20 protein-coding genes and 1 pseudogene are annotated in these 17,789 nt (G+C 59.2%); 12 read left to right on the forward strand and 9 right to left on the reverse strand.

Translation table 11 applies throughout. The annotated features are described in order from the left end of the window. From AC1DYR_RS13065 to arsA, 3 genes are all read left to right on the forward strand, one after another. Positions 1-711 (forward strand): DUF599 domain-containing protein, encoded by a 711-nt coding sequence (locus AC1DYR_RS13065; protein WP_477705471.1) that lies wholly within the window; start codon positions 1-3, stop codon positions 709-711. Then, entirely contained in the window at positions 708-1,625 is a 918-nt protein-coding gene (locus tag AC1DYR_RS13070; protein ID WP_477705472.1) for an MBL fold metallo-hydrolase, read from the forward strand. Before AC1DYR_RS13065 ends, AC1DYR_RS13070 begins: the two co-directional genes overlap by 4 nt. A gap of 113 nt (positions 1,626-1,738) precedes the next feature. Further along, positions 1,739-3,496, forward strand: coding sequence for an arsenical pump-driving ATPase (arsA, locus tag AC1DYR_RS13075; protein WP_477705918.1), 1,758 nt, complete (start codon positions 1,739-1,741; stop codon positions 3,494-3,496). Positions 3,497-3,799: 303 nt separating this feature from the next. On the opposite strand, the gene AC1DYR_RS13080 is transcribed toward arsA, so the two are convergent. The 4 genes from AC1DYR_RS13080 to AC1DYR_RS13095 form a co-directional block, all read right to left on the reverse strand. After that, positions 3,800-4,300 (reverse strand): GFA family protein, encoded by a 501-nt coding sequence (locus AC1DYR_RS13080; protein ID WP_477705473.1) that lies wholly within the window; start codon positions 4,298-4,300, stop codon positions 3,800-3,802. A 91-nt stretch (positions 4,301-4,391) separates the two neighbouring features. Then, complete coding sequence (locus tag AC1DYR_RS13085; RefSeq protein WP_477705474.1) at positions 4,392-4,664, reverse strand: TfoX/Sxy family protein; 273 nt, start codon at positions 4,662-4,664, stop codon at positions 4,392-4,394. 171 nt (positions 4,665-4,835) lie between these two features. Then, positions 4,836-5,477 carry a DUF1109 domain-containing protein gene (locus AC1DYR_RS13090; protein ID WP_477705475.1) on the reverse strand — a complete coding sequence of 214 codons (642 nt, stop codon included), beginning with the start codon at positions 5,475-5,477 and terminating at the stop codon, positions 4,836-4,838. Beyond that, positions 5,474-6,055, reverse strand: coding sequence for a sigma-70 family RNA polymerase sigma factor (locus tag AC1DYR_RS13095; protein WP_477705476.1), 582 nt, complete (start codon positions 6,053-6,055; stop codon positions 5,474-5,476). Before AC1DYR_RS13095 ends, AC1DYR_RS13090 begins: the two co-directional genes overlap by 4 nt. Before the next feature lie 149 nt (positions 6,056-6,204). On the opposite strand from AC1DYR_RS13095, the gene AC1DYR_RS13100 reads away from it, so the two are divergent. From AC1DYR_RS13100 to AC1DYR_RS13125, 6 genes are all read left to right on the forward strand, one after another. Beyond that, positions 6,205-6,492: a BufA1 family periplasmic bufferin-type metallophore gene (locus AC1DYR_RS13100; protein WP_477705477.1), complete on the forward strand. Its 288-nt coding sequence runs from the start codon at positions 6,205-6,207 to the stop codon at positions 6,490-6,492. 29 nt (positions 6,493-6,521) lie between these two features. Then, positions 6,522-7,364 carry an MNIO family bufferin maturase gene (bufB, locus tag AC1DYR_RS13105; RefSeq protein WP_477705478.1) on the forward strand — a complete coding sequence of 281 codons (843 nt, stop codon included), beginning with the start codon at positions 6,522-6,524 and terminating at the stop codon, positions 7,362-7,364. After that, positions 7,361-8,134, forward strand: a complete 774-nt coding sequence (locus AC1DYR_RS13110) for an HvfC/BufC N-terminal domain-containing protein (RefSeq protein WP_477705479.1) — start codon at positions 7,361-7,363, stop codon at positions 8,132-8,134. Before bufB ends, AC1DYR_RS13110 begins: the two co-directional genes overlap by 4 nt. Before the next feature lie 26 nt (positions 8,135-8,160). Continuing rightward, complete coding sequence (locus tag AC1DYR_RS13115; protein ID WP_477705480.1) at positions 8,161-8,652, forward strand: DoxX family protein; 492 nt, start codon at positions 8,161-8,163, stop codon at positions 8,650-8,652. Between the two features lie 111 nt (positions 8,653-8,763). After that, complete coding sequence (locus tag AC1DYR_RS13120) at positions 8,764-8,913, forward strand: hypothetical protein (RefSeq protein WP_477705481.1); 150 nt, start codon at positions 8,764-8,766, stop codon at positions 8,911-8,913. 114 nt (positions 8,914-9,027) lie between these two features. Next, positions 9,028-9,906, forward strand: a complete 879-nt coding sequence (locus AC1DYR_RS13125; RefSeq protein ID WP_477705482.1) for a LysR family transcriptional regulator — start codon at positions 9,028-9,030, stop codon at positions 9,904-9,906. Positions 9,907-10,300: 394 nt separating this feature from the next. On the opposite strand, the gene AC1DYR_RS13130 is transcribed toward AC1DYR_RS13125, so the two are convergent. Further along, positions 10,301-10,681 carry a nuclear transport factor 2 family protein gene (locus AC1DYR_RS13130; RefSeq protein WP_477659515.1) on the reverse strand — a complete coding sequence of 127 codons (381 nt, stop codon included), beginning with the start codon at positions 10,679-10,681 and terminating at the stop codon, positions 10,301-10,303. A 41-nt stretch (positions 10,682-10,722) separates the two neighbouring features. Continuing rightward, complete coding sequence (locus AC1DYR_RS13135) at positions 10,723-11,487, reverse strand: SDR family NAD(P)-dependent oxidoreductase (protein WP_477705483.1); 765 nt, start codon at positions 11,485-11,487, stop codon at positions 10,723-10,725. A 128-nt stretch (positions 11,488-11,615) separates the two neighbouring features. On the opposite strand from AC1DYR_RS13135, the gene AC1DYR_RS13140 reads away from it, so the two are divergent. Then, entirely contained in the window at positions 11,616-12,560 is a 945-nt protein-coding gene (locus tag AC1DYR_RS13140; protein ID WP_477705484.1) for a LysR family transcriptional regulator, read from the forward strand. 123 nt (positions 12,561-12,683) lie between these two features. Continuing rightward, positions 12,684-12,941: pseudogene (locus tag AC1DYR_RS13145) on the forward strand (IS21 family transposase); the annotation flags it as partial. 126 nt (positions 12,942-13,067) lie between these two features. On the opposite strand, the gene AC1DYR_RS13150 reads toward AC1DYR_RS13145, so the two are convergent. Then, positions 13,068-14,600: a carboxylesterase/lipase family protein gene (locus AC1DYR_RS13150; RefSeq protein WP_477705485.1), complete on the reverse strand. Its 1,533-nt coding sequence runs from the start codon at positions 14,598-14,600 to the stop codon at positions 13,068-13,070. Then, positions 14,590-15,576: a Bug family tripartite tricarboxylate transporter substrate binding protein gene (locus AC1DYR_RS13155; protein WP_477705919.1), complete on the reverse strand. Its 987-nt coding sequence runs from the start codon at positions 15,574-15,576 to the stop codon at positions 14,590-14,592. The genes AC1DYR_RS13150 and AC1DYR_RS13155 overlap by 11 nt, the downstream gene beginning before the upstream one ends. Before the next feature lie 184 nt (positions 15,577-15,760). On the opposite strand from AC1DYR_RS13155, the gene AC1DYR_RS13160 reads away from it, so the two are divergent. Then, positions 15,761-16,690 (forward strand): LysR family transcriptional regulator, encoded by a 930-nt coding sequence (locus AC1DYR_RS13160; protein WP_477705486.1) that lies wholly within the window; start codon positions 15,761-15,763, stop codon positions 16,688-16,690. A 250-nt stretch (positions 16,691-16,940) separates the two neighbouring features. Here AC1DYR_RS13160 and AC1DYR_RS13165 read toward each other — a convergent pair whose 3' ends face one another. Next, positions 16,941-17,732 (reverse strand): SDR family NAD(P)-dependent oxidoreductase, encoded by a 792-nt coding sequence (locus AC1DYR_RS13165; RefSeq protein ID WP_477655321.1) that lies wholly within the window; start codon positions 17,730-17,732, stop codon positions 16,941-16,943. Positions 17,733-17,789 lie beyond the last annotated feature (57 nt).

Here is a 17,789-nt window from a genome sequence, read left to right on the forward strand (position 1 = left end):
ATGGACGCGATGTTCGTCTGGCTGGCCGCCTGCGTTACCGGTGTCGCGCTGCTCTTCTACGAGGCGACGCTTGCCTTCGCCCAGCTTCGCAGGCCCGAGCAGCTGGCCCCGGCTGCGCATGCCAGCTTGCGCGAGCAGTGGTTTGCTGCTGTCTCCGAGCAAAAGGGCTCGGAGATCCTGGCGGTGCAGACACTGCGCAACGCATTGATGTCGGCGTCGATGACCGCCTCCACGGCCGCGCTGGCATTGATGGGAACGCTGACGCTGGCCGTACCGGCGCTGCGCGAGAAGTTGAGCGGCAACCCCCGTTGGCATGCCACCTTCGAGCCCTGGCTGGTCATGGAACTCATCCTGCTGGCATTGCTGTTCGCTTCGCTGGTCTCTTCAGTGATGGCCGTGCGTTACTACAACCATGCGGGGTTCATAGGCGGCATGCCCGTCGGTTCGGACGCCCGGAAACAATGGACGCCGGCAGGCATCGCCTATGTGCGCAGGGCCGGCGTGCTCTATGGCTGGGGTTTGAGGCAACTGTTGCTCGTCGCCCCGGTTGTGGCCTTTATCCTTCATCCCGGGGCGGGTCCCATCGCAGCTGTGATCGTGCTGGGCGTTCTATGGAGAATGGACAAGATCGGCTCCGGTCTTGCAGATCCGGGCCCGGAGCCGGAAAGCAAGCGGCCGGCGCAAAACAGTCCTTCAAGGAACATCCCATGACCCGTACAGCACGTATTGAGCCCTTCTTCGACACGGAGACGTGGACCGTGTCGTATGTGGTGTCCGACCCGGCGACGGGCAGCGCCGCCGTGATTGATCCCGTGCTTGGCTACGACTTCAAGTCGGGCCGCACACATACACAGAGAGCGGACCAGATACTGGCCTACCTTGCGACCGCAGGCCTGAAGGTGCAGTGGATACTGGAAACCCATGCGCACGCCGATCACCTGTCCGCCGCCTGCTACCTGCAAAAGCGCGTTGGCGGCCAAATTGCGATTGGCGAGAATATCAAGCAGGTGCAAGCGGTTTTCAAGAAACTCTTCAATCTGGAACGCACTTTCCTGCCGGATGGCAGCCAGTTCGACCACCTGTTCAAAGATGGCGAGCGCTTCAGGATCGGACAGATCGAAGTCGTCGCGCTCCTTGTTCCCGGACATACGCCGGCCGATATGGCATACGCCCTGGAAGACGTTGTATTCGTGGGCGACACACTCTTCATGCCCGACGTGGGAACGGCGCGCGCGGATTTCCCGGGCGGCGATGCGCACCAGCTTTACCGCTCCATCCGCCGGCTGCTGGAGTTACCGCAGGACACGACGATGTTCGTCTGTCACGACTATCCGCCGCCGACGCGGGAGGCCGCCTGGGAGACCACCGTGAGAGAACAGCGTGAGGAAAACATCCACGTGCACGATGGGGTCAGCGAGGACGCATTCGTCGAGATGCGCGCAGCGCGGGATGCCACGCTGGACGCGCCGACCCTGATCCTGCCGTCACTGCAGGTGAACGTGCGTGCAGGGCAGCTTCCGCCACCGGACGACAACGGTGTGTCTTATTTGCGAATCCCGCTGAACACGGCGCCCGTCGGACTCGGCTTGCCCCGCGCCGGCACACAAGATCCCGCCGCGCGCTGAAGGTTAAAGCATTCTGAATATAAGGTCGGTCAAAAATGCTCACGCACAACACCATCACTAATGACGGCATCAGCACACATGAAGAAGCACACCGGCCGCTGCAGCCCGAGGCCATGGGCTTTCTCAAGATGCCGACACGATATCTTTTCTTTACCGGCAAGGGCGGGGTCGGCAAGACCTCGCTGTCCACCGCCACGGCACTGGCACTGACCGACGTCGGCCAAAAGGTTTTACTGGTCAGTACCGACGCGGCATCGAATCTCGACGAAATGCTGGGCATCGAGCTGCGCAACATCCCCACAGCGGTGCCCGGCGCGCCTGGCCTGTCGGTATTGAACATCGACCCGGACATGGCCGCAGAGTCCTACCGGCAGCGTGTGATGGCCCAGATGGGAGAGCAAGTCAGCGAAGCGGAACTTTTGACGGTTCGTGAGCAGCTGTCAGGCGCCTGCACCACGGAGATCGCCTCTTTCGATGAGTTTGCATCGCTGCTGGCCGACGATGCGGACCACTTCGACCATATCGTCTTCGACACCGCGCCGACCGGGCACACCTTGCGCCTGCTCAGCCTGCCCAAGGCGTGGAGCGGATTTCTGGAAGGCAACGACCGCGGTGCATCCTGCCTGGGCCCGCACTCGGGCCTGAAGATGCAGGAGAAGCGATTCAAGGCGGCACTGGAAGCTTTGGGCGACCCGACCAGGACGACCGTGATTCTCGTCACCCGGCCGGACAGGGGTGCGATTGCAGAGGCTGCGCGCACCTCGGAAGAGCTGCGCACCCTCGGCCTGAACAACCAGCGGCTGGTGGTCAATGGCGAGTTTCACGCCAGCGATACAGCCGATGCGGTGGCGGCGGCCATCGAGGCTGTCGGGCAGCAGGCCCTGGCAGAAATGCCCTCTTCCCTGCGCGCACTGCCGCAGGACAGAGTGCCCTTGAGGGTGTTCGACACCGTTGGCTTGCCGGCCCTGCGCGCGCTTCTTGCGGCAGACACCGGTCGCATGGCGGCCGGCAAGACGCTTGCGGCAGAGCCCATCGGCCCTTTCCCGGGTCTGGACGCCCTGGCCGACGAACTGGTTGCGAGCGGACACGGGCTGATCATGGTCATGGGCAAGGGTGGCGTCGGCAAAACGACAGTAGCCGCAGCGCTGGCCCTTGGACTGGTCCAGCGCGGCAAAACCGTGCACCTGAGCACCACCGATCCTGCGGCCCACCTTGCGGGCACGATCAGTGGCGAAGTGCCGGGCCTGCGGGTGGGCCGCATAGACCCGAAAGTTGAAACGCAGCGCTACATCGACAAGATCATGGCGGCCAGATCACCCGGCCTGGATGCGCAGGAGCAGGCCCTGCTGCTGGAAGACCTGCAGTCGCCATGCACCGAGGAAGTGGCCGTGTTTCACGCCTTCTCGCACGTTGTAAGCGAAGGACGCAGTGCCTTTGTGGTGCTGGACACCGCTCCGACCGGCCATTCCCTGCTGCTGATGGACGCCACCGGCGCCTACCACCGGCAGATGATGCGGGAGTATGAAGGACAAGGCACCGCGCGCGTGGTCACGCCGCTGATGAGGCTGCAGGATGCGGCATACACAAAAATTATTCTGGTGGCATTACCGGAGGTGACCCCGGTGTCGCAGGCAGCCGCCTTGCAGGACGACCTGCGCCGCGCCGGCATCGAGCCTTATGCGTGGGTGCTCAACAAGAGCGTGCTGACGGCCGGCACCACGGACCCCCTGCTGGCGGTGCGACTTGCCGGCGAGCGCAAGCAGATGGAACGCATGTCCAGCGGACTGGCCAAACGGGTCTTCATATTGCCTTGGTTGATCCGTCCGCCGGTCGGCGTGGTGGAGTTGTCCGAACTTGTCGCTCAAAAGTGAGAAGGTTGACCGGTGCCCGCAATTGACTTCCGCAGAATTCCCGCAATCTTTCGCGTCTCCAGCTTTGACAAGCCTGCGGCAGGATACCCTGCATTCAATCTAACGTGGTGGCCCATGAGCAAGCGGACTATGAGGCAAACGCCACTTGTTGAATTCCGCTGAAGTCTGACCCGGGGTACGGACAATACTTGGACTTACGGCATAAACCAGTCCAAGTTATTGTCCACTCCCCCACACTTGTGTGACCCTCGAATACCTGCAGAGCCTGGATGAGTCCTCACGCCGACGGCGATCTCAAGAGGCTCACCGCCGTGCAGCTTGATATGCCTCGATTTGCGGCAGAAGGTCTTCCCGGCGTGCAAGGGCTTCGGCTGACCACACCGCTTTGCGGTCATAGTACTCGGCGAAGTCGGGCGTTTCTGAAGGAATGATCACCCAGGGCTGCTTCGAGCCGGTGAAAATGTGAACATCCGGAGGCATCATGTCCGGATCGTCGAGTGTCCCGACTCGGACGAACTTCGTCACCGGACCGGAGCCGGCATAGTGGCTCCAGACCGCTACACGGCACTTTGGGCATCTGGCGACTTTCTGGCCCGCGCCGCTCGCGGACGGGGTGTCAATCACCTCGGGCTCACCTCCAAGGTGAACGACGCGATCAGCCTCATACATCGCGTTAAGTGCGAACGCAGCGCCGGATTCGCGCTGGCACCAGCGGCAATGGCAGCAATGGACGATCATCGGCGCGGTGGCCAGACGATACCGGATGTAGCGGCAATCGCATCCGCCTTCGACAGGGTAGGTCATGCTGAATAATATGCGCAGTGTTTGAAACGCCGCAACCCCCGGACCCAGGTGCGAACGCCCGACCGTCTGGCGCTCCCCTACCCTACAGTCTCTATTCCCCGCGCTCGTATTCATCCAGGGCAAGCAGCAAGCTCGTCCTGTGGTTGCGGGCGACATCCTGCCACCGCTCACCCGTGAGGGCCCCTTCCAGCGCCCAAAGAAGATTCAAAGAGACACGCTGGCCAGCACGCTTGGCTTTCACGTAGGCAGCCACAGATCCAAGTGCTCGCAGGTCACCCAGCGTTTTTATGCCCGCAGTTTGCAGCATCTGAGCAGACTTGGGTCCGAGGTTCGGCAGTAGTGAGAGCGATGTCGCATCAGTCATGAAAAGATCATGCCCCCTCAAAGCCACCACAACTCAACCAACTCGATAAGATCAAAGAGCCGATTTTTGAGCGAGTGTAGTCCAAGCGAGCTTGCAGCCAGAACCAGGGGTGATCCCATGGATTGTTTCGCGCGAGAAGCGACTAAGAAATCAGGTCAGGTAGCGTTAAATCTACCAGTGCAGTAACCAACGCCCCAACACTGCGCCAGCAAGCGCCGGAATTGCCATGCCGATGACATACCAGGCACCAAGAAACGGAACGGTAAGCTCCACACAATGCAGCGCATAGATCGCAGCCCCCACACCACCGGCCAGCGCACCGGCAGCAGCGCCGGCGAGTGTCTGCCGGGTGGGCGCCAGATCCCTGAGCGCCAGCAAGGTCGCCGCAAAAATCGGCAAGGCCAGGAGGCCGATACTGAACGCGCAGGTGCGCCAGGACTGCCCTAGCAGAGACGGCATGCGCTCCTCCGCCGGCATTCCGAACCATGCCATGGCGGCCATCGTCCAGACCAGGAGTACGGGTACCACAAAGCCCATCCAGGCGCGCCGCACCTCGACGCCCGGCCGCGCCAGACGCAGCACCGTGACAAAGGCAGAAGCGGCAATGCACAGCGGAAACAACAGCTTGACCCAGAACATCGGCGATGAAATGACCTGCCTCAAGTCGTCGCGCAATCCATAGCCTGCGAAGAAAATCGTCAAAGATACCGGCGCACCGACCAACAGCGCTAGTCTGATGCGACGGCCGGCCGCGTTTTTTGGAACGGCAGCCGCCCCATTGGCAAGCATCGCTACAAAATCGTCAGTTTTCATGTTGTGTTGCTCCTGAATCTGGCCGCTAAGGCCTTGAGGCCGCGATGAATGCCGATCTTCACTGCCGACTCCGACATGCCGATCAGACTTGCCGTCTCCGCTACCGACAGGCCCTCTATTTTCACGTGGACAATAGGCAAGCGCTGGCGTTCCGGCAGGGTTTCAAGCAGACCAGCCAGGTCGCGTCTGACGTCGCCGGCTTCCGTGGCCGACTCGGCAAACACCGCCAAATCGTCGTCCAGCGGGTCATGCAGATCTTCCCGGATCGATTTGGCCCGTAGCAGATCGATCATTTTGTAGCGCGCGATCGCATGCACCCAGGCCGTCAGCGGCTGGTCGCTCTGGTAGGTGTGGCGCTGATTGTGCATGGCGAGCAGGCATTCCTGGACAAGATCCTCCACCTCATCGGGCCAGCCGAAGAGGCGTTTACGCAAAAACGCGCGCAAATAGGTACTGAGCTTTTGGAGGAAGGCTCGGTAGGCAGCGGTATCTCCATCGAGGCCGCGCATGAACAGGTCATGCAGCACTTGTTCCGCATCGCTTCTCACCACAACACTCCTAACGCTCCCTCTTGTCATTCGGTCTTTCGACTTGTCTGGTTACAAAAAGTGCAAAAAAACTTGTCCGATTGTGCCTTGCGCTGTAACCGCAGCGATGCGGGGCACGAAGTACCAAGTAACTACGCATTCGGCGTGGTTACGCTTCAATCATCTTCAGGAGTTCATTCATGACTAACCGTCCTCTCGTCATTTCCGCCCTCGTCCTTGGCGCGCTCGCTGCCGGCTCTGCCATGGCCCAGGACAAACCAATGACCGACAACATGGCCAAGATGGAAAAATGTTACGGCGTCTCTATGGCCGGGAAAAACGACTGCGCCGCCGGCCCTGGCACAACCTGCGCCGGTACGTCCAAAGTCGATTACCAGGGTAACGCGTGGAAGAACGTGCCAGCCGGCACCTGCACCACGATCAAGACTCCCAAGGGAACCGGCTCATTGCAATCGATGAAATCCTGACCGAGTCACAAGCCGTCCATTCAGCTGCCATGATAGATGTCCTCACGGCTGGCTTGAGCCTCAAGCCTGAACACTTCGAGCCGGCTCTTTCAACACGGGCCGATGGCTTGTGGTTCGAGGTGCACCCCGAAAACTACATGGTGGCGGGTGGCCCGCGGATGGGGTGGCTGGACGCCATCCGTGCCCATCACCCGGTGTCCCTGCACGGCGTGTCCCTGTCGCTCGCGGGGGACGCAGAGCCGGATACCGCTCATCTTCAACGGCTGGCGGCGCTGGCCCGGCGCATCCAGCCGTCGCTGATTTCCGAACATCTTGCATGGTCCCGATGGAACAGCCAGTACTTTCCCGATTTGCTGCCTTTTCCGCGCACGACTTCGGCGCTGCACCGCATCGCTGTCAATATTGCACGCACTCAGGACGCGCTGGGCACGATGATCGCCATCGAAAATCCCTCACATTACCTGCATCTTGACGGGCATGAATGGGACGAAATCGATTTCCTGAGCGAGCTGGCCCGGCGCACCGGGTGCTCGCTGCTGCTCGATATCAACAACGTGCATGTTTCAGCGCGCAACCTCGGCTTTTGCGCAGAGGACTGGCTGGACCGTTTTCCGCAAGCGCTGGTCAGCGAAATTCATCTTGCGGGCCATACCACCGACCCCAGCCTGGGCGAAGGCCTTTTGATCGATTCGCACGACATGCCCGTCGCGCCGGAGGTCTGGCGCCTCTATCGCCGTTTCGTCGAGCGATCTGGCGCGCGGCCCACGCTGATCGAACGCGACGGCAACGTGCCGGCTTTTGACGAACTGATGACTGAGCGAGATCAGGCCTTACTTGAGCTCGAACGCCGCACGCGGGAGGCCATCGCATGAGCACGCCGCTGCCGCTGCCGCTGGGACAATTCCAGCAGGCCTTTGCCCAGGCCTTGTTCGCACATACCGCGGACGTCGGCACCGGGATGCAATTGCTCGCCACGCAACCTGCTTTTGCGGTGTACCGCAATACGGTGATGAAGGCTTGCATCGACGCGCTGGAAGCGAACTTTCCAGCGGTTGTGCGCTTGGTGGGGGTCGAGTGGTTTCGTGCCGCTGCCGCGCTATACGTGGGGACCGAAGCGCCGAAAGACGCACGCCTTCTGTATTACGGCAACGGTTTTTCCGACTTCTTGCACGGCTTTGAGCCAGCAGCCGAACTTGTCTACCTGCCCGGCGTAGCGCAGCTCGACACCTTCTGGCGCGAGGCCCATGCCGCAGCCGACGGTCCCGCCGTTGATGCCGCATGGGTCGCCAGCCACACGCCGGAGCAGATGGCTACCCTGGTGCTAAGTCCTCACCCGGCGGCACGCTGGGCCTGGTTCGACGAACAACCGGTTTACAGCATTTGGGAGCGTAATCGCAGAAACAACGAAATCAACGAAGACTTGACCTGGCGGGGTGAAGGCGCGCTGCTGACGCGGCCTTTCGATGCGGTGGTCTGGAGCGAAATCACGAAAGCCGGTTGCGCTTTACTCGATGCCTGCGCGGGCGGCGGAACACTCGCTGACGCAACAGCTTGCGCGCTGGCAGCTGAACCGAAGGCAGACCTAGCAACCACCTTTGCGATCCTGCTGCGCTCCGGCGCGTTTGCTAGCACTTCGATATGACACATCCCCCTACGAAAAGGAACACCATGAGCACCCATGTCGAAATTTCCCAAACCATTCCAAGCCCAAGCGCCAGCGACGGTGGTCTGCGCGCTCGCTTGAACTCGGTCGCCACTTGGCTTTCGCGCATGGTGACTCACGATCTGCTGGCGCTGGCCACGCGTTTGGGCATTGCTGCGATTTTTTTCTATTCCGGGCGCACCAAAGTAGCGGGCTTCCTGACGCTGACCGACAGCACCTATGAGTTGTTTCGCACCGAGTACAGGCTGCCGCTCTTGCCGCCAGAGATTGCGGCGCACTTGGCGACCTATGCCGAGCATCTGTTACCGCTATTGCTGGTGTTGGGTCTATTCACGCGTTACTCGGCGCTCGCCCTGATGGGGATGACGCTGGTCATTCAAGTTTTTGTGTACCCGGATGCGTGGCCGACGCACTTGTCATGGGCGGCCTTGCTGCTGTATCTGGTCGGCCGGGGCGCCGGACGCGCCTCGGTTGACCGAGCATTGGGCGTTCTCTGAGCGGATGCTCGAAGGGCGTCGGAATATTGCGCTGTGTGCGGACCTACTTTTTAATCTGCCAAAGTCCGTTGAGAATTTCGGAGTTGAATTCACGCTCTCGGCAATTAAACAATGTACGGCGAACACATCACGTTGATGCCGACCGAAAAGCACGTCCTGGGCGGCGGTTTCGGCCAGTTGCAGTGTGAGCTTGACCAGGTCGGCCGCCGTGCGGGCGGAATCGACCGCCTCTTGTGCTGCTTTCTGCGCAGCCGCCTTTGAGCGCGCGGCCACGCCTGTCGGTGCGCTGGAAGACGCCGCAGGCGCTCGAGCGTGTCCAGCCGTTTGCGCCTTGACCTCCCCGGCCGCATAACCCGCTGCGCACGAAAGGACAGCTTGGACTGGAACGATCTGCAATATGTGCTCGAGGTGAAGCGCACCGGGTCTGCGGCAGCAGCCGGCCGAAGCCTCGGGGTCTCCCACGCGACGGTATTCAGGTGTGTCGAGATCCTGGAAAAGCAGCTTCGCGCGCCGCTCTTCCGTAGGTCGCATTCAGGTTTGGTGCCGACAGACCTCTGCATGAGGCTGTGCGAAGTAGGTCCCATCGTCGAGCAAGCGATCATAGATGCCCAAAGGTTTGCCGACGGTCAAGTAGCCGAACTGACGGGCAAGCTCCGTTTCACCACAACCGATTCCATAGCTCATAACCTTGTGGGTCCATTGCTCGCCTCATTTCGGTCTCAGTTCCCTGCCATTGAGGTGGATGTACTTGTGACCAATAAGCTGATCGATCTCGACGGCCGGAATGCAGATATCGCGCTAAGGCCAAGCAGCCATCCCCCCGAGGCCTGGGTTGGCATGAGGCTCGCACGAATGGGATTCGCCATCTATGCTTCCCACGAGTATTTGGAGGCACATAGCCAGTCTCCTTGGACTGCCCTTCACTGGATCATGCCCGGTGGAGAACTGTTTGCCTCCACCATGGGATCCTGGCTGCAGTCGCAATTGGACGCCCCGACGATCGTGGCCAGTATCGATACGTTTGTCGGTCTTGCAAAACTGGCCGCTGAGGGTATGGGGGTTGCATTACTTCCGCGCTTCGTCGGCGCCTCTGACCCGCGTCTGAAAGAAGTCACTCGAGTTCCAAATGCAGCGTGCGTGGATCTATGGCTCCTCACGCACGCGGATTCGCGCGGATCGGCACGCATCAAAGCCTTTATGACGCATGTCGCAGCTGCTCTTCGAGACAATCCGCACTTTCAGCATGAGGCATGAGGCATGAGGCATGAGGCATGAGGCATGAGGCATGAGGCATGAGGCATGAGGCACGAGGCACGAGGACAAGTCTCCTCCTGATCCTAGTCGCTTGTAGCCGTCATGTTCGCCGATGAACAGGCGTTCGCGCAATTCGGAAGCGGCGCACCCTTGTAGTGACCTCGGTCTGTCTCTTTCCACGATTGACGCACACATCCTTCCGGGGGGGGGAAGCAGGCATTGATCGCGGACGAGTCCAACTAACCCCACCAAAACTCCTGACGTGTCGCATATGGCTCAGCAGAAGACAGACTCACGTTAAGGGCGGGGGTGCGGACAATAACTTGGACTTACGGCATAAACCAGTCCAAGTTATTGGACTCAGGCCGCTCCGAGACGCTGCAGCGGACCCGCATCAATCTTTGCTGAACGCCCGGGCGGCGGCGGCGGTGTCAAGCGCCTCGCGAAGCAGCTTGATCTTGCCACCTTCCGCAATCAGTACGCCAGCATAGGTTTGCTGATACATCTTGCCAGTACCAACCACCAGCGCTTCAACGGAATATTCGCCGAAGACCCTTTCAGGGGTGTCAATCCAGACCTTGAAATCTTTGAAGCGGAAGTCGGGCACTTTCGCCAGCAAGCCGGAGAGCAACGCTTCCACGGCTGCGGGGCCGCGGGCGTGGGCATGTACGGTAGGCAGTTCAAGCACGCCATCTTCAGCGAAGAGTGCGGCGGCAGCTGCGGGCGTGCGGACGTTGTCCTGATAGGACTGGAGCAGTTGTAGTGCAGAGGTCATGATTTTTCCTTTTTTGGGTTAAGTGTGTTGTTGAAATGTGTTCATACTTGAGCAATGCCGCCATCGGCAAACAGCTCTACCCCGGTGATAAACGCGGCGTCGTCGGACGCGAGGAAGACTGCAGCCTTGGCGACGTCGTCGGGCTGGCCGATGCGACCGAGGGGTATCTGCGCGGTCAAGTAGTCGAGCAGGCCCTGCTGTTGGGCTACGTCGGGTCCAGCGAGTTCCACCAGTCCAGGCGTGTGGATAGGTCCGGGTGACAGCGTATTGATGCGAATTGCCCGCCCTTTTAAATCCAGCAACCAACTGCGCGCGAGGTTGCGCACCGCCGCTTTGGTCGCGCTATAAATGCTGAAGTTCGCCGTACCTTTCACGCTGGTGGTCGAGCCGGCAAGGATGACGGACGCACCGTTCGTGGCCTTCTCCAGCAGCGGCAATGCTTTCTGCACCGTGAACACCACTGCCTTCACATTCCGATCAAAAGTCTGGTCGAAATGCGCCTCGGTGATAGCGCCTAGCGGAATCATCTCTCCGCCGCCCGCGTTGGCGTAAAGCACGTCAATACGGCCATGCTGCTTCTGTACTAGTTCGTAAAGACGATCCAGGTCGCCAAGCCGGGTCGAATCGGCTTGCACCCCCGTCGCGTTCTGCCCGATCGCGGCAACGGCCGCGTCCAGTTCAGCCTGACGACGGCCGGTGATGATCACGTGAGCGCCTTGCGACGCGAAGGCCTTGGCCGCAGCTAGACCGATGCCGGTAGTCCCGCCAGTGATGACTGCGACCTTGCCGGATAGTTTGTTTCCCATGTCGTACTCCTTTTGTTGATAGGGTGAGCGAAGTTTAGAAAATTCATAACGATGAATAAAGATCTAAATATTGATTTCTTATTTCATGCTGGTGAATAATCGGAGTAACAAACTCAGGCACATTGCCCATGGACCAACTTCTTGCCTTACGTGTCTTCGTGCGGATCGCCGAATCGGGCGCCTTCTCTCGCGCTGCCGACTCGATGAACCTCCCACGTCCCACTGTGACCAAGCTTGTGCAAGACCTGGAGGAGCATCTAGGGACGAAGCTACTGCACCGCACGACCCGCCGCGTCAACGTGACGCCGGACGGTGCGGCGTACTACGAACGGGCGACACGCCTGATCGATGAACTCGACGAGATGGACGAAAGCGCGTCACGCGCACGCGTTCGGGCGCACGGGCGAATCCGCGTCGACATCGGATCGGTACTAGCCAGCATGATCCTCATCCCGGCGTTGCCGGCATTTCGCGCGCGCTACCCGGAACTACATATTGACCTCGGGGTCAATGACCGACCGATTGATCTCATCGGCGAAGGCGTCGACTGCGCAATCCGGGGCGGCACACTGCCCGACACAACGCTCGTGGCGCGACGCATCGCCGACATGGACTGGGTCACCTGCGCGAGCTCGGCGTACCTGAAGGCGCGTGGCATTCCGAAGCATCCATCCGAACTTATGCCTACCGCAACGCCCACGAAGGCGGCCGAGGGTCGCATTCCAGGCCACGCTATCGCTGGCTACTTTTCGTCGCTGACGGGACGTGCGTTCCCGCTCGAATTCCACAAGGGCAGCGAGCATATTCAGATAAACGGCCAGGTGGAGGTCGCAGTCAACGAGAGCACCGCGCATCTGAGTGCGCTACTTGCAGGCGTTGGTATCGGACAGGCATTCAAGTTCATGGTGATGCCCCATCTCGAAAGTGGGCGCTTGTGCACAGTTCTACAAGACTGGACGCGACCGCAACAACCATTTCATGTGCTTTACGCGAGCAATCGTCACCTTAGCGCCAAAATTCGACTGTTCGTCGATTGGGTCGCAGAAGTGTTCGCACCGTTCGATGATCGTTGACATTCACTACTTCGTAGGTGTTGAGTTCCGTCGAAATCTGATCCACTTGGCAGCAATTTCCATCCAAAACTGACCCACGTAGACACTACCTCGCTTGTTTTAAAAGCAAGAGGGAAATTAGGAGTGATAGACGTGGCGACATTGAATGTCATCAGGCGTTGGGCATTGCGAGATCAGATGTCCATCCGCGAGATCTCAAGGCGTACAGGCCTGGCTCGCAACACAGTGAAGAAGCACCTGCGGTCGGAAGAGAGCGAGCCCAGCTACCAAAGGCGGGCAACCCCTAGCAAGCTCGATCCCTATGCCGAGAAGCTGGCCACCTGGCTGGTAATCGAGGCAACAAAATCGCGGAAACAGCGGCGCACTTTGAGGCAGATCCACACACTCTGCAAAGACTCAGCCCAAAAAGGAGAAAACCAAGAACTTATCCACATCGTGAGCACATTCTGCTCACAAAGCGTGTGGGTCAAGATTCGATTGAAAACTCGGGTCAGACTTCAGTGCAATTCAACACACTTGCCAAAGTTCTCCAGATGGGGCCCAAACATCCCGTTCACATTGACTTTCATCGGCGAAATGCATCAGGTCGGCGAATTGGCTAGTATGTCGAGGCCAACCAGTATTACCCTCCTTCACGAACCTGACCCAATAGCGGTGCATTTCCTCCGCCAGCGCCGCCGGCGCACCAGGGCCTGTGATTTCAGCGCCTGCCGGCGTCCGCAGTTGGTCAAAAACAAAAGGGATTTCAATTCCATGCGCAGCACCTAATTTCCCATCGCATCGACGCGAACGCCAGTCGAACTCGTACAGGTAGGTTGCGACCCCTGCAGAGCTTGCATTTGCGGCAATCTTTCGAGCCGAAATTCGATAGAAGTAATCCGACTGCATGGCGCACAAAATCTCACCAGGACTGGCCCTGGATTTCGTTTCCGGATTTTCTGCATAAGAAATCATGGCATGTTCGGTCACACCCACATCGCGTGCAAACTCCAGAAGCTCACTTTGTGTGGTTTTCTCTATGCCACCGGTTGGAACGGTGTAAAGCCGCATTTCATCCCTGTTGCAACCTACCAGCAACGAAAAATCGGGCGACCGGTGTTTCCAAGAATTTGCCATGGACGTTAATGGCGGGGCCTTCATCACATCCCCGTCGACAACGGCCCTCAATGGGAAAAAATTCCGTGTGCTGAATCCCAAGTCCCTTCTCAAGGACGGGTCGTCCGCCAAGCGCTTTAGCGCGGCAACCACCTTTGGCAATGGCACGCAAGCAATAGCTTCGCGCGATAGCGGTATTCCCAGCAGCGTGGCGATGGCCGCAGCAGACACACCCGCTTCAGCCGCCGTGTGGGTCGCCAGGCTTGGGCTCTGGAGGATGGCTTTGCCAAAAAGGCCTCGCGTGGACGGCATGCCAATCAAACACGCAATAGCCCCGGCACCGGCCGATCCCCCGGCCACGGTGATTCGCGAAGCATCGCCTCCAAAAGCATCGATGTTCCTTTTTACCCACTGAAGTCCAGCGATCTGGTCGAGCAACCCACGGTTGGCCGGTGCGCCCGGTATCGCCATGAACCCATCGATGCCCACACGGTAATTCATCGATACAAAAACAATACCTTTTCTCGCAAAAGCGGCTCCGTCGTAAACGGGATCGGCAGCGTCTCCTCGCATGTATGCGCCACCGGGAATCCACACCATGACGGGGCATCCAGGACCCACATCTGCAGGCGCCCAGATATTCAAAGCAAGGCAGTCCTCACCTCCGAACATCAAGGCATCGGCATCGCGCGGTGCCTGCGGCGAGGCCGGTGCAAACTCAAAGGCCGACACCACACCAGCCCACGCGGGAACGGGTTCCGGCGGGTGAAAGCGCAGGTTGCCGAAAGGGGGCTGTGCATATCGAATTCCCCGGTATACAGCGATGCCGTTTTCCAGAGCCCCTTCGAGAAGGCCTCCGTGATGCAGACGCACCTGAACCGTCGGTCGATGACCTTCACCCGGTGAAACCAGCAACCCATCCGCCATCGAGACGTCACTCGGCAAGATTCAGCCTCTCGATCAATGGTTTGAAGACAGCTGTGTATCGGTCTGTCCAGATTTTCACATCCGCAGGAGACGATTTCAAGGGAACGGCGTTGATGGCTTCCATGCGAGTTTTGTACGCGTCGGAATCGACACATTTGACCGTTGCATCGCCCAGTCGCTTCAGAACAGCGGGCGGAGTGCCTGCCCTTGCGACGAGTGCCAGCCATCCGGGCAATGCCATCTCCTTAGAGCCAGTGAGCTCCACAATCGTCGGAATCTGTGGAAATGCTTTGTCGCGAGTTTCCGTGTAAATCGCCAGGGGAATCATTCGGCCGTCCTTGATCAAGGGCGCTGCCGTACCTGAAGTGACAGTCATGATTTGAATCTGGCCGCCCATCAGCGCAGTGACGGCAGCCCCCTCTCCGACGAAGGGAACATGCGTGCCGTCCACTTTAAGTTGCTGAGCCACGGCAGCGGTCAGCAGATGGGCCGGACTTCCCTTTCCAGGCGAGCCGAAATCGATGCCCCCGTTGGCTTTTTTTGCGACGGTCGCAATGTCCGCATACTGCTTGATGCCACTTTGCACGCTGGCGACGAGCAGCAAGGGCGAGGTGCTCAAAACGGTGATGCCGTCGAAGTCCTTCTGCGGGCTGTACGGAAGCTGCTTGTAAATGTAGGGCGTGATCGTCATCTGCGACATCCCCACCGTCATGACGTTGTATCCGTCTGCGGGCTGGCTCTTCAAAAAGTTCGTGGCGAGCACGCCGTTGGCGCCTGGCTTGTTGAGAATCACGATAGGCTGGCCCAACTCCCTGGACGCACATTCTGCCCACACGCGGCTGATGGCTTCCGACTGGCTACCCGGAGGTTGCTGAGCGATCAGTTGGATGAGCTTGGTGGGATAAGGCTGGGCTTGCGCATGAAGGCTGATGGCACCCAATGCCAGAGCTGAGGTCAAGAGTTTTGCGGCAGCAACCAGGCGGCGAAGGTTCACGTGTTCCAAGATATGTCCTTAATAGTTATGAAAAACCGTGATACGACTCAACCGCGGGATACCCTGCCGCCTTTTTTGGCGTTCGGCAACCGAGTCGTTCACAAGTCTCCGAACCAAATGCTAGAAGGCCGACCGCTGCCTGGCAAACGGATATTATTGTTGGAGGCCCTCAAAAAATTGATCCATGCGCCATCTACCCTCCACCACTGCGCTTCGATGCTTTGATGCGAGTGCCCGTTTGCTCAGCTTCACCAAGGCAGCGCAGGCGGTGAACCTGACGCAAAGCGCGGTCAGCCACCACATCCAGGTACTCGAGCGGGAACTGGGCGTCGAGCTGTTCGAACGTGACCGAAGCGGCCTGAAGCTGACAGCCAGCGGTCAGCGCTACTGGGAGGACACTTCGACGGTGCTGCACCAACTGCAGCGAGCCGCAGTTCGCGCGGTGGCCGGGGACCAGGCTTGCATCCAGCTGAACATCGCGGTCGCTTCGGCCTTTGCCAATTACTGGCTCATGCCGCGGCTGGGCAGTTTTGTGGACGACAACCAGGACATCATTCTCAGTCTCACGAACCGCGTCGATGCGCAGAACGTTTTTGTGGGAAATGAAGACGCCGCCGTTGAGTTATGTGAAGGCGCCACGCCAGGCATTGAGGCGCGAGAGGTGCTGTCTCTGGTGTACAAGCCTTACGCCGCCGCAGCCCTTATCGAACGATCCGGAATAACGCTCACCGCTGGCAAGGCACTGCCTGAAGGTGTGCTGACGCAACTTTTACTGAATTTCCCTTTGATCAGAACCAGCATGGCTGGCGCCTGGAAGGCCTGGCTTGCGGAAGCGGGCCTCAGCAATGAAAGCCTCGCTGAAAAGGCCGGAAGAGGTCCTGTCTACGCGCAGGCGTCTCTCGCACTGACAGCCGCAATGAGCGGCATCGGAATTGCATTGCTGCCGAACTACATTGCCCGTAGCGCAACGGAAACAGGCCAACTCGTGCGTTTGAGCGACATCGGATGGCGGGCCAATCGGTCCTATTTTTTCAGGTGGCCGTCAAAGCATTCCGGAGCTGCTGCTCTGATGCGATTCGAAGCGTGGATTCTCAGCCAGGCAGAGACCGAATAAACCAGTACGTGTTTACGACTTTAGAAATCCGTCTTCAATATCCAACCGCCCGAAAACCCGCATGGATGCTAGAGCCGTGTTCACGACTTCAATAACCTGTTTACGACTTTAATTGCGCGGAATAACAGCTATTCTGGGCAATTAAAGTCGTAAACATAGGCCTAGAATCCATGCGGGTTTGCGGCGTTAAAAATTCACAACAGGCAAGGCTGAAGTCGTAAACATGAGCCTCACCCGTCGCACACACCCCTCAGAAGGCGCTCTTGACGACGCCGCCGTCCACGCGCAACGCCGCGCCAGTGGTCGCCGAGGCGAGCGGGCTCGCCACATAGGCTACAAGCGAAGCCACCTCCTGCGGAGTCCCGAAACGCTTGATCAGCGAGGTTGGGCGTACTTCTTCGAAAAATTCTGCCTCGACCTGCTCGGCGCTTTTATTGCTCGATTTCGCCATTCCCTCGACGAAGTCACCAACCCCACGTGATCTGGTCGGGCCAGGCAATACGCTGTTAACCGTGATGCCTGTGCCGGCGACCGACTCCGCGAGCCCGCGCGAAACGGCGAGCTGTGCAGTCTTTGACATGCCGTAGTGGATCATCTCCGTGGGAATCTGTACGGCGCTCTCGCTGGAGATGAATATGATTCGCCCCCAGTTCGCGTTTTTCATCCCTGGCAGCACCAGGCGCGAAAGACGAACGCCGCTCAGGACATTAACGTCAAAGAATTTTTGCCAATCTTCGTCGGGAATATCTTCGAAAGGTTTCGCCTCGAAGATGCCCAGATTGTTGACGAGGATGCTGATACCCGAATAACGTCGCACTACCTCATTCGCAGCCTCGGGGCTGCTGAGGTCTCCGGCATATCCGTGCACCGTGCTACCCGTCTCCGAGCGAATGCGGTCTGCCGCCTCATCGACGGCCGCTTGCGTCCGACCGTTGACGATAACGGTAGCGCCCTCCTGTGCCAGGGTACGAGCGATTGCGTATCCAATGCCGGCCGTGCTGCCACTAATGAGAGCTAACTTGCCATTGAGTTGCAAATCCATGTCGATTTCCTATATGAATGAAACGAAAATATACCCAATCCGTCTGGCGAATTGGGC

Source organism: Polaromonas sp. P1_F9 (assembly GCF_056405615.1).